Below are 12,406 nucleotides of genomic sequence, written 5' to 3' on the forward strand. Positions count from 1 at the left end.
GTGCGTCCATGATGCTCTTATCATTTAAGCGTAAGTGTCCCTTTACTACGTGAGAAGGGTTGAATCGATGTCGGGAGGTGCTTGACGTCGTCCGTGAACAGACGATTCATACAGTACTCATCGCAACGGTAGCCTCGATCATCGCGATGATGGGAGCAATATATATCCATCAGTACGTCGCGACTGGGTCTCCCCTCACCGCCGTGCTTGAAGTCCTCACACTCTACGTGACTGCATATCTGTCGCTCGTCATGCCAACGGCACTACTTGGGTTCTCGCGAGGGCACCCTGTGGGGTACGCACTAGGGACTGGCAACGAGTAATGCAACACCGTTCGACCGCCGATTTGACAGTTCCTCTTCTCCTCTCCAAGAAATATTGCAGTCTCAACACTCGGTAGACTACGATCTACTGTCCCCGCACGTCAAAATTTTTATTACAACCAACTGTCCCCATCTATCACAATATATTACATAATTAGTATTGCAATAAAGTTTGAATCAGGGACTTAAAAATGGCTTTAAAGTCAATCTCAGCCTTCTCGCCGAGACTGAGGCTGAACGCATCGGTGAATTTGTTAACAAGGAAATTAAGGAGTTGGTCCTCGTGGAATTCATCGTCTGCTTGGTGTGATTGTTTAGTCACATCTTCAGCAAGCAGACATCTCAACTAACCGGTCTTGTGGTATAAGATATTTTACAATACCGAGTATCACGTTCGAGTCCCGGGTAACATCAAGCCAATAGAGAACAAGTAGGAGTTCATAGCGTTCGACGAGGAGAACCTTCATCTCTTCCACCCCGACGGCGAGACGAATATCCTCGCCGATCCCCAACGGGGCGCCTAGCCCGTCGCCGACGACTGAACTGACGCGCCTTCTTCGGCAACCGCTGATTCGTGATGGCCACCTCGAAAACCGCTATGTCCGCGACGATTCCCCAAAGAGCGGTAGCTACCGGGTCACCCTGCCCGCATCCAGACCTGCATCGCCCCGGGGTCGCGGTTGTCCCACGAGTGGTAGGGAACGAGCGTGAGCGTCGTCGACTCGGTACGGGTTTCGTCGTCCGGGAGATACAGTAACCCCTCCCACTCATCGAGGGTCGGGACATCGGCGTCGGCCTCCAGGACGGTTACGCCGCCCAGCAAATCCTCGCGATGGGCGGCGTTGACGTCCCCGTCTGTGCAAACCGCGTACTGGTGGAGCGGACGGTCATTGTCGACCTCCTCGGCGCAGTAAACGAGCGGGCCGCGTTCAACGGCGACCCGCCCGGCGTCGCTCTCAACGGCCGGGTGGGCCGCGACCAGTTCGGGCTCCATCGCCAGATCGAGTTCGATCGTCTCGCCGTCCCACTCGCGATCGAGCCGAATGTATCTTGACCCGTCGTGGTCGACTTCTTCACCGTTGACCGCCACCGTCGCTTCAGTACACCATTCGGGGATCCGGAGGTTGACCGGGATGACGTCGTCAGCGTCAATCTCAAGAGTCACGTCTCCGTCCCAGGGGAGGGCGCTGGTCTGGTTAACATCAACGTCAACGCCGTGTACGCTCGTGGCAAGGGTGCCCCCGACATACTGGTTGACGTAGAGTTCGCCACCGCTCGTCGAGTAGCAGTACTGCCCCAACGACGCGAACAGGCGCGCGGCGTTAGGCGGACAGCACGCACAGGTGAACCAACCCTTCCGGTGATGGCCGCCCGCGCTGGCGAGCGGGTTAACATAGAAGAAGTGTTTCCCATCCAGCCCGATACCGGCCAGAAAACCGTTGTATAGCGTCCGCTCCATTAGGTCGGCGTACTTGGCCTCCTCGGTCAGTTCGAACATGCGCTGGTTCCAGAAGATACTGCCGATGGCGGCACAGGTCTCGGCGTAGGCAGACTCGTTCGGGAGGTCGTAGTCCTCCGTGAATCCCTCGTGTTCGTGCTCTGGGCCGATCCCACCTGTAATGTACATGCGCTTCTCCGTCATGTTCGCCCACAGCCGGTCGAGCGCTGCCTTGAGGTCGTCGTCGCCACGTTCGGCCACCAACTCAGTAACGGCGGCGTAGAGGTACATCGCACGGACGGAGTGGCCCTCTGTGGTTGACTGTTCCCTGACCGGCGCGTGCGCCTGTGCGTAGCTGCCGTCGTACTCACCCTCGTCGTCGAGAAAAACCGTTCTCGACCCCTCGTGGATCGAACCTTTCCAGTCGTCGGAGTCGAACTCTCCGCCAGCAATCTCGTCGAGGTGTTCGAGTTCCCAAGCGAGACGGTCGTCGTACCCGCGAAGGTTGATGAAGTACTCGGCAAGGTCAAGATACCGCTTTTCGCCGGTTACTCGGTAGAGCTTGATGAGCGCGAGTTCAATCTCCTCGTGGCCCGGAACCCCGTCTATCTCGTCTTCGAATACGTCGTCGATGTGGTCGGCGAACGCTGTCGCCACGTCCAGCAACGACGATTCCCCTGTTGCCTCGTGATGAGCGACTGCCGCCTCGATGAGATGGCCCGCGCAGTACAACTCGTGGAGCATGTGGAGGTTGGTCCACTTTCCGTCGGGTTCGACGAGCTGGAAGTACGTGTTAAGGTAGCCGCTTTCCTCCTGAGCGTCGGCTATAAGATCGATGACTTCGTTGACACGATCGCGCAGGTCGGGATCCTCTCTTTTCGCGAGTTCGTAGCTCGCTGCTTCGAGCCACTTGTAGGCGTCAGAATCCTGGAACCACATCCCTTGGAAGCCGCCTTCTTTCCCGTTAGCGGCCCGGTAGAAATTCTCCAGAGTCCTAGAGTCCTCAAGCTGTTCATACTGGTACTCGATGGTGACATCACGGTTGCGCTCCATCCACGGTGACCAGAACTCGTCGTCAATCTCAACGTTAGTGAGCGCTATCGAATGCGGGGCTCCGATCATGACAACATTGTAATTCTCTGGAACCATAAAATAAATACTGTCGGTTCCATCGATACGGTCCACTCGGTTCGTACGTCTGCGGTACTTGGAAAGAACCCGACTCCGGAGTAGTCGCGGTCCACACAACCGTGTACTGATAGCACACGCACTCTCTATCGAGCACCATCGCAGTATATCGGACGGGCGCGGCACCGCCGACCTCTCGATTGAGGAACTGTCGAAGGTAGACCGACGTCGCCGACGACGGTCGTCGAGGCGACCGATACCGATAGGGGTGTGTCGTCGTCGTTGATCGTCGAGACGGGTCTGACGGCGGAGACGACGGAGTGAACGTCAGACGTGGTGTTCGCGTGGTACTCTTCCGACGATACGGGAAATCACGTATGAAAACACACTCCGCGTCACGGACGATATCATCAAGAACGCGACGGAGATGGCAAGTAGCCGACGACATAGTACGACGCGGTCGGTCGCGGCACATGCGTCACGATTCACGACCCGATGCTGCTGCCGTCAGCCCGGTATTCGGTCGACTTCCCATTCCGTCTCGTGGGGCTTCCGTCACCGACCCCTATTCGACTACTCGTCGATTTCGCGGCGAACGAACGTCACCGGACAGGGTGCGGAGAGCATCACCGCCTGCGCGACGCTCCCAAAGATGGCCTTCCCGGTCGGGCTCCGATTTCGTCCGCCGACGAATAACCTATCCGCACCAACGGCCTCCGCGACCTCGACGATTTGGTCTTCCGGTCGGCCGATCACGCCACGCGTCTCGTACTCGATACCGGCCTGATCGAATCGCTCCACGAGTTCGTTGATCGTCATGTAACGTCTGGCGACCACGTCGGGGGACACCTCCTCCTTCGACGGGTCGAACTCTACTTTTCGGGCGGCATCGTCGAACCCGTCCTCGGTGAACACGTGTAAGAGGACGACTGACGCCCCCGTCGGTCCGGCGATGCCGATCGTTTCCTCCGCTAGTCGGGCCATTCGGTCGCGATCTCCCGGTCCGACCGCGACGAGGATGGTCTCTACAGACATATCCACACATTCACACAGGCCGGAATAAGTATTGTCTCTGGGGCGGTCGGCGGTGTTACGTTATTTAACTTCGCACGTTAGACGAACGTCCCGTCGATTCGGCGCATTGGTTCGTCGATACCCGTCGCGGCCCAGTACGACCGGTTTTAAGAGGTAGTGGGAAGATCGTTTAGCGAGACGATCACATGACCGAACAGGCCAAACTCGACCGTCTAGACGCGTATCTCGCGACGAACGATCTCGAGTCGATATGGTTCGCGGCGCCACCGATGTTCGCCTGGCTCACCGGCGGCGACAACCTCGTCGCTCGTGAAGGGGATGCCGGCGTCGCGGCCGCGGGATACGATGGCGAGGCAGTAACTGTCGTCACGTCGACCATCGAGGGCCAGCGGCTCCTCGACGAAGAGATAGATGTCGACGTACGACTCGTGGAATATCCCTGGCATGAGGAAGACCTCGAGGATGCCGTCGCCGCCGTCGCCCCGACGCCCGCGGCGGCTGACGTCGCGTGGGGGGAGTTCGAATCGATAGACCGGTCAGCGGTCACGCAGCCCCTAACCGATGGCGACGTGGAGCGGTACCGCGATCTCGGGCGAGAGACGGCCGTAGCCGTCGAGGAAGTCGCGCTCGGTGTATCACCGGCCAGCAGCGAGCGCGAACTGGCTGGCCGGTTACATTACCAGCTTCAGCGCCGGGGTATCGACTCCCCCGTGGTCCTCGTCGGCGGTGCCGACCGCCTCCAGCGCTACCGGCACTTTACCCCGACCGACGTTGAGGTGGGGAGCTACGCCGTCCTCACGGTCGTCGGTGTCCGCCATGGACTCAACGCAGCGGTCACCCGAACCGTCGCTTTCGACAATGCGCCAGACTGGCTCGCTGACCGCTACGCTGACGTCAGCCGGGTCGCGGCGACGGCCGCCGCCGCCACTCGTCGCGTGGGTGTCGACAATGGCACCGCCGCCGATATCTTCGAGCCCATTCGAGGCGCCTACGAGGAACTCGGCTACGTGAACGAGTGGGAGAACCACCACCAGGGTGGCGCGCTTGGCTACGCCTCGAGGGAATGGACGGCGACGCCCGGCAACCGGACGCCGGTCGAACTCCCGATGGCGTTCGGCTGGAATCCCACCGTCGAGGGTGCGAAGTCCGAGGATACCGTCCTGGTGACGGCCGATGGCGTCGAGGTGCTCTCGACTACCGGCGAATTCCCGACGTTGACGGCCGATGCCGTGGGGACGGAGTTCACACTCACGCTACCGGACGTTCTCTGGATGTAGCGGGTCGGCGCGGGCGGTGAGCACAAACGCTCGCCGCCTACAGCGTCCGGATGAGGCGATTAACCAGCGTCGTGGCCGTCGGGTGTTCACCGTAGGCGTCGGTCACGCGGAAGGTACAACAACAGAGCGTCCCGTCACCGTGCTTGCGCGTGAGGAGCGCGCTGCTCCAGTTTGCGATCCATCCCTCAATGGAGCCGACGTGGACGTCGTCGGCTGCGGCGTTGAGGTCGATGACCAGGTCGTGGGGGAAGAGATCCTCGAATGACCAGCCAACGCGGGCGTCCGGACAGAGATCCGCGACGAGGCTGCTGTCCTGGTACAGTAGCGAAGCGACGAGATTCCAACTCTCGCCGGCAGGTAAGTTTCGGTACTCGAAGTAGTCGTTCGGCGTCATTCGGCCGTCGGGCTTGGGGACGACGACCGCGGAATTTCCCCGCTTGACGAATTCCGAGACGTCGTCGTCGAGATCCGTGACGACGGCGATGTCGGCGTCGGCTAAATCACAGGTGACAGTGACGTCGTTGGCATCGAGAGAATCCGCGATAGGGGCGGTTGAATACACCGTCTTCCCGCCTGAGTCCTCTGGAGCGACAACGACTATCCGTACCACATTTGAGACCGTATGATCGGCTGCGTCCAGGGTTGCCTGGACCGAGTAGGGTCCCGTTTCGGTGTCGGCCGACGGGACGACGGTCAGCACCGACTCGAACGTCGTCACGCCGAAGCCGTCGATGGAGACCGATCGGCTTCCATCCCCGCCCGCGCCCGTCCAACTGAGGATGCCGTCCAGGGCATCGGTCGTGTCGTTGACGACGTGGACGTCGACGGACACCGCCTCGCCCGGCGCGACCACGTGTCGCTCGGGCTCGATGGCGACCAACACCTCATCGTTGACGGTCGCGAAGTCACTAGCCAAGGACTTGGGGTCGCGGAGATAGTCGAGAACTCCGTTGAATTCCCACTCGATGTCGGAGAACTCGGTGAGGACGTAACCGGCGATCCCCTCGTGTGTGCGCATCTCCTCGACGATTCCCTTCAGAGAGTCCGACTCGCGTGCCTGCCACACTTCGGCGAGGTCCGCATAGCCGTCGAAGACGTCGGGCAGGTTCGTGCTTTCGTAGCGTTCGTCGACCCTCTCGGGGCGCTTGAGCGGGTCGTCGAGGAAATCGTGAGAAAACCATGTCGGGTCGCCGCCGTAGTGGTCGCGGAGTTTCGACAAGTCGGGGAATCCCCAGGTGCCAAACTCCGAGATCATGATCGGCGCGTCATCGGCAGGCGTGTTCTCGACAGCGTAGTTGTCGCCAGGATTCGCGACGATGTCGTTGAGGTCGTCTTTCCACGCCGCGTGGCGATCAGGGCTCACGAAGTATTCGTGGTAGTCGTTGAGATCGGTGGTGACGTGAGCCCAGCCGGAGTTGTCGCAGACCAGCCTGGTGGGGTCGAGTTCCTTCGTTTCGCGAAATAGCTCGGTGAGGTAGGCCTGTTTCTCCTCGTCGTTCCACAGACGTCCCTTGTGGTCGGAGTAGTCGACCTGGTCGAGGCCTATCCCCCACTCTTCGTTGTAGAGGCTCCAGATGACGACGCTCGGACTATTGTAGTCCCGGTCGATCAACCCCCGGATCTGTTTCCGGACTTCCTCTTTCGAACGGTCCGTGTACAGGTCCGGGTTGGCCGGCTCCTCCCAGACGAGGATACCGAGGCGGTCGGCCGCCTCGACGAAGTCGGGGTGGGCTGGTTTGATGTGCTTACGAAGTAGATTGAATCCGAGTTCCTTCGCCTTTTGTATCTCGTATTCGAAGAGGTCGTCGTCGAACGGGCGATATAGGGTGTCCGGGTAGTAAGCTTGATCGAGTGCGCCGCGCACGTACAGGGGGTCTCCATTGAGGTACAGGCGGCCGCTATCGACGCTGACGCTACGCATCCCGAAGTAGTCCTCGTGGATGTCGACGATACCGCCGCCGTCGCTCCGCAGTTCGACTACTAGGTCGTATAGTGCGGGGTCGTCGGGAGTCCAGTAGTCGGGGTCGTCGAGGGTAACAGTACACTCGCCGTCGTTGCCCGCGATGTCGCACGTTGCGTTCGCCACGTCGTCGCCGTCCCGTCGAACCGTCACGACCGCCTCGACGTCGTCGGTCGGATCGTCGACCGTGATGTCGACAACGACGCTGTCGTCGTCGAGATCTGGTCTTGCCTTCACGTCGGCGACGAACGTCGCCGGCCGGGATTCGAGGGTGACGGATTGCCAGATACCGCTCGATCGAGTGTACCAGGGCCTCCCCTGTTTACCGTGCGGGATTTCACTGAGATCTTCGGGATCGGTCACGGCAACGGCGACGGTGTTCTCCCCCGGCGTCATCGCATCGGTGACCTCTACCTCGAATGGGAGGTACCCATCCCGGTTTGTCCCGACTCGTTCGCCGTCGACGTAGACGACGGCCTCGTAGTCGACGGCCCCGAACCGAAGGAAGGTGCGCTCTCCGGTGCCGTCGTACTCGACGGTCGTCCGGTACCACGCCGTCCCGGTGTACTCGCGATAGGTCCTCTCCTCTTGCCAGGCGTGGGGGACGGACACCACCTCGGCATCGGCCGGCCAGTCCGTGTCCGGATCCTGGAGACCGCGTTCGTCGCCGTCGCCGTCGGGGTCCGTCACGAACGTCCACTCGCCGTCAAGCCGGGCTGTCACCCTCGGCTGCTCGTCGAACTGGGGCATGGTTTCCCGTACGTTCTCGGGCATCCCTGAAAATATCATCGCTACCGTCGCGGGTGCACTTGGTAGAACGGAACCGATGAGATCGTCGCTACCAGGTATCGTATTATCCGCTGACAATGAGAAACTGTCCGCCATCGACCCAGAGTTCGTGTCCGTTGGCGTCGTCGCTGGCGGATGACGACGGTCGCCCCGTTGTCCGCGATCTTTCCGGCGAGCGCCTTCCCGTTATCGCCTCGGGTACCTGTCACGAGTGCGAGGGGGTCGGATACGTCGATGTCACGCGCCATCCGTCTGTCGAGTTAGTTAATTCGACCTGCCGGCCGCAACTGTGGCGCCGGGAACGGTCGAATGTCGACGGAAAAGTGGACGTCGATTCGTGCGAAAGAGGATCGGGTGTCGGTCGGGTTACTGGATCGAGATGCCGGCGACCGTTGACGGCTGCAGTTCCGCGGTTAGGACGCCGTCCTCGACGCTGACGTCGAGGTCGGCGGCGGCGAACTCGTCAGCGTTGTCGGCGTCGACGATGAGGTCGGGTTCCTGATTCTCGAACAGCACCTTCGCGTCCACGTCGGCCGCATCGTCGCCCCCGACGTTGATTTCGACGGTGTGCGTACCGCGGGTGTCCAGGTTCGTCACGGTGACGTACGTCTCGCCGTCGTCGCTGACGGAGGCCGAGGCGCCAACGAGCGGCAGTTCGTCGTCGCCGACGTTGCGGGTGGGCGCCTCGACTGACGTCTGGACGGCCTCGTTGCCCTTGTGGGGCGCGTAAAGGTCGAAGACGTGGTAGGTCGGGCGCGCCCACGCCTCGTCGCCCTCCGTCTCAACCAGACATTGGAGGACGTTGACCGTCTGGGCGATGTTGGACATCGTCATCACGTCGGCATGGTGGTTGAAGACGTCGAGGACGGCCGCGGCCGACAGAGCGTCGACGACGGTCCCCGGCTGTTCGAGCCCGCTCTCGGCGACGGCCTCGGTGTGCCAGGCGCCCCACTCGTCGATGATGACGCCGATGTCGCGGGTGGTGGCGAAGGCGTCGATGGTCGCTGCGATGCGCTCGATGTGCTCGTCCATCTCGAGGGCCTCGACGAGGAACTGGTCGTAGTCGTCCTCGTCGGCCTCCGCGACGGACATCGTTCGGCCGTAGTAGTGGTGCAGCGTGAGGTGGTCGAGGGGGAACTCGACGCCCCAGCTCGACTTGCCGACCTCCTCCATGAAGCGGTGGTTCCACTCGTGGTCCTCAAATCCGCACGCGATCAGTTCGAGATCGTCGTCGACCATGAGGTTGTCCATGGATCCGACGTAGGTTGCGAACCGACGGTACTCGCGGGCGTACTGCTCGGGCGACATCCGGCCGCCACAGCCCCAGTTCTCGTTCCCGATGCCCCAGTAGGGGACTTCGTAGGGTTCGTCGCGTCCGTTTTCGCGGCGGCGATTCGCGAGTTCGGTGTCGCCGCCGTAGCAGGCGTACTCGACCCAGTCGGCCGCCTCCTGCGGGTCGCCGGAGCCGACGTTGGTCGCCAGGTACGGCTGCGTCCCCACGCGTTCACAGAACTCCAGGAACTCGTCGGTCCCAAACGTGTTGGGCTCTTCAGGTACCTCCGAGCGGTCCTGTGACCAGAAGAGATTGCGGCGGCGTGGACGGTCCTCGCGGGGACCGACGCCGTCCTCCCAGTGGTAGTCGTCGGCGAAACAGCCGCCGGGCCAGCGCAGCACCGGCATCTCCAGGTCCGAGAGCAGTGTCATGACGTCCTCGCGGAACCCGTCACCGTCCGCGGACTGGCTGTGCCAGATGCCGTCGTAGATGCACCGTCCGAGATGTTCGGAGAAGTGGCCATGCAGTTCGGGTTCGATGCGGTCGATACTAGCCTCTGTGTGGACAGTAACGCTCGCGTCTGTCATACGGGTAGAACTGATCCAGGCAGAGTATAAAATGACCGGTTGCGGCGGTTGGCGGCAGGTGATCCGGCGTAGGCAGTCCGGCGACGGGTGGTCCGGCGAGTGAGACCAGTCAGTTCGCGCCCCGGGTGCCGTCGGCTGACGCGTAGATCGACTGGTCCTGCTCGGTTGCCTGCTCGTGCTCGGGCGGTTCAAGGAGGACGTGAACGTGGAACGCGGCGGCGAATCCGGCGAAGACGAGCGCGAACGCGATGGTCAGCAGGCCAGCGACGAGGAAGGCGACGACCGTCGCCATCGCGAGCGTGACGGCGCCGACGGCGTTCGCGCTCGTCCAGCGAAACCCGGCCCGGACGGACGATTCGAGGTCACCGCCCGTGGCCAGACCGACGAACGTCGGTACGAGGACGAGCGCCGTGTACGCGGCGGCGTAGGCCGATCCGACCGAGAGGACGAGCAAGAACGTCGACGGACTCGCGAAGTACTCTAGTGCGTACAGCACGGAGACGACCGCGAGGACGAGCGGGACGCCGGAGAGCAGCGCCGCCGAGACACCGTGGCGCTTCAGGACTGAGACGACTCGCTCCCGGTCGAAGGCGTACGTCTCCCGGAGTGAGGCGACTGCGGCGTAGGCTCCGAGCGTCGCCGGTCCGACCGTGATCAGCGGGAGCGAGCAGACGAACCAGATGACACTCAGCAGGACCATTCGCGGACCGTACTCGTAGAAGAACCGCATCGCAGCGATGAACGATCGATAGACCGATTTCGAGTCCGCGTTCCTCATGACGCTGAACGATGGGACGGGGCGTTAACTAGGTTACCCCTTGCATCTCGACGGCGGACATGAGCTGATCCTGTAACAACAGGAACAGGATGAACAGCGGTCCGGACGCGATCAGCGCCGACGCCATCGTCACCGCCGGCTGGTAGGTGAAGTTGTCCCGGAGCACGACGATCCCGATGGGCAGCGTGTAGGCTGCCTCGCTCTGGAGCACGATCAGCGGCCAGAGGAACTGGTTCCAGCTCCAGACGAAGATGAACAGCGCGAGCGCCGTCAGGATCGACTTCGAGAGCGGCAGGATCAGGTGAGTGTAGATCCGCAGGTTCGAGAAGCCGTCGAGCTGTGCGGCCTCCTGGAGTTCGTAGGGCAGGTCCCGGAAGAACTGGGCCAGGAGGAACACGCCGAGCGGACCCGCCACGAACGGCAGGATCACGGCGGCGTAGTTGTTCAACAGCCCGAGATCCGAGATGAGGATGTACAGCGGGATGATGTTGACGAAGCCCGGGACCATGAAGCTCGCGATGATCAGGGCCAGGACGTAACGCTGTCCGGGCCAGTCGAGCCTGGTCAGGGCGAAGGCGATCATCGAGTCGACGAGCAACACGAGCAGCGTCGTCACCGACGCGATGATGAGCGTGTTGATCGCCCACTGCGCGATCAGTGACTGGGTCAACAGGTCCGTGAACGCGGTGAACGTAATCGGGTCCGGGATCCAGTGCATCCCCTCGGCGACAGCCTGCTGCTGGGTCTGCAAGGACGTCGTGATCATGTACAGGTACGGCACCACGAACAGCAGCGCCGCGCCGTACATGACGACGTGGACGCCGACGTTCCGCAGGGAGACGTCGCCGACCGTGAACGATTCGAACCGATTTTCCGTGGCTGATGAGTCACTCATTGTCGCCTCCGAGGAGGTAGTAGTTTGCGATGGACACCATCACGAGGATGCCCGTCAGGACGTACCCGATGGCGGCGGCGTAGCCGAAGTTCCGCTGGGCGAACGCCGCCTCGTAGAGGTACATGACGAGCGTCTCCGTCGTACTGCCCGGACCGCCCGAGGTCATTACGTACGGCTGTCCGTACACCTGGAACGCCCAGATGATGTTGATGATGACGACGAAGAAGATGGCGTGTCTGATCTGGGGAACGGTGACGTCCCTGAACTGTCGCCAGGTTCCCGCGCCGTCGAGTTTGGCCGCCTCGTAGAGGTAGTCCGGGACGCTCTGGCGGGCAGACAGCAGGATGACGAAGCTGAACCCGACGAGCCACCAGACGGTCGTCATCGCGATGGCGGGCATCGCAGTGAGCCGAGTCTGGAGCCACTGGGGCGGGTTCGCCATGACCATCCCGAGGTAGTGGTTGATCAGCCCGTACTGGGTCGAGTACAGGTCGACCCAGACCACCGCCGTCACGGAGACGGTCAGGATGTACGGGCTGAAGAAGATGGCCCGGAGCAGGCCCTTCCCCTTGATGTCGCGGTTGACGCCGAGCGCAAGGCCCAGCGCGACCACGACGATAGAGGGGACGGTGAGCAACGCGAAGTACCCGGTGTTCCCCAGGGCGTTCCAGAAGTCCGAATCGTTCAGGAGCTGCTGGTAGTTCTCGAGGCCGATGAACACCGACTGGGTCGGGTCGATGGCGTTCCAGTCGAACAGGCTCATGTACCCGCCCATCACCAGCGGGTACAGGAGAAACACGCCGAAGATGACGAGATAGGGGAGCGAGAAGAGGATGCCCTCGATCAGCTCCTTGCGTGAGCGACTGTCGGAACTGATCACCCCCTTGATCCCGTCGAATCGATCAGTGACAGACATTGTTGGC

The 12,406-nt window shown here is 61.7% G+C and carries 9 protein-coding genes and 1 pseudogene; 2 read left to right on the forward strand and 8 right to left on the reverse strand.

Features of this window, described 5'->3' with window-relative positions; translation table 11 throughout:
* The first annotated feature begins 77 nt into the window (after positions 1-77).
* Positions 78-323: a hypothetical protein gene (locus tag LAQ74_RS18400; RefSeq protein WP_224337633.1), complete on the forward strand. Its 246-nt coding sequence runs from the start codon at positions 78-80 to the stop codon at positions 321-323.
* A gap of 175 nt (positions 324-498) precedes the next feature.
* On the opposite strand, the pseudogene LAQ74_RS20705 reads toward LAQ74_RS18400, so the two are convergent.
* The 3 genes and pseudogenes from LAQ74_RS20705 to LAQ74_RS18410 form a co-directional block, all read right to left on the reverse strand.
* A pseudogene (locus tag LAQ74_RS20705) lies at positions 499-645 on the reverse strand (ISH3 family transposase); the annotation flags it as partial.
* 315 nt (positions 646-960) lie between these two features.
* Positions 961-2,883, reverse strand: a complete 1,923-nt coding sequence (locus LAQ74_RS18405; protein WP_224337635.1) for a glycoside hydrolase family 127 protein — start codon at positions 2,881-2,883, stop codon at positions 961-963.
* 579 nt (positions 2,884-3,462) lie between these two features.
* Positions 3,463-3,924 carry a universal stress protein gene (locus LAQ74_RS18410; RefSeq protein ID WP_224337636.1) on the reverse strand — a complete coding sequence of 154 codons (462 nt, stop codon included), beginning with the start codon at positions 3,922-3,924 and terminating at the stop codon, positions 3,463-3,465.
* Positions 3,925-4,109: 185 nt separating this feature from the next.
* Here LAQ74_RS18410 and LAQ74_RS18415 point away from each other — a divergent pair, with 185 nt between their 5' ends.
* A complete protein-coding gene (locus tag LAQ74_RS18415; RefSeq protein ID WP_224337638.1) occupies positions 4,110-5,201 on the forward strand; it encodes a M24 family metallopeptidase in 1,092 nt (363 codons plus the stop codon).
* Between the two features lie 37 nt (positions 5,202-5,238).
* On the opposite strand, the gene LAQ74_RS18420 is transcribed toward LAQ74_RS18415, so the two are convergent.
* The 5 genes from LAQ74_RS18420 to LAQ74_RS18440 form a co-directional block, all read right to left on the reverse strand.
* Positions 5,239-7,911 carry a glycoside hydrolase family 2 protein gene (locus tag LAQ74_RS18420; RefSeq protein ID WP_224337639.1) on the reverse strand — a complete coding sequence of 891 codons (2,673 nt, stop codon included), beginning with the start codon at positions 7,909-7,911 and terminating at the stop codon, positions 5,239-5,241.
* 405 nt (positions 7,912-8,316) lie between these two features.
* Entirely contained in the window at positions 8,317-9,810 is a 1,494-nt protein-coding gene (locus LAQ74_RS18425) for an alpha-N-arabinofuranosidase (RefSeq protein WP_224337641.1), read from the reverse strand.
* 109 nt (positions 9,811-9,919) lie between these two features.
* On the reverse strand, positions 9,920-10,588 hold the full coding sequence (locus tag LAQ74_RS18430) for a hypothetical protein (RefSeq protein WP_224337642.1): 669 nt from the start codon (positions 10,586-10,588) through the stop codon (positions 9,920-9,922).
* A gap of 28 nt (positions 10,589-10,616) precedes the next feature.
* Positions 10,617-11,483: a carbohydrate ABC transporter permease gene (locus LAQ74_RS18435; RefSeq protein WP_224337644.1), complete on the reverse strand. Its 867-nt coding sequence runs from the start codon at positions 11,481-11,483 to the stop codon at positions 10,617-10,619.
* Complete coding sequence (locus LAQ74_RS18440) at positions 11,476-12,399, reverse strand: carbohydrate ABC transporter permease (RefSeq protein ID WP_224337646.1); 924 nt, start codon at positions 12,397-12,399, stop codon at positions 11,476-11,478. The genes LAQ74_RS18435 and LAQ74_RS18440 overlap by 8 nt, the downstream gene beginning before the upstream one ends.
* Between the last annotated feature and the right edge of the window lie 7 nt (positions 12,400-12,406).

The sequence above is a fragment of the Haloprofundus halobius genome (assembly GCF_020097835.1).
GTDB classification, from domain to species: Archaea; Halobacteriota; Halobacteria; order Halobacteriales; family Haloferacaceae; genus Haloprofundus; species Haloprofundus halobius.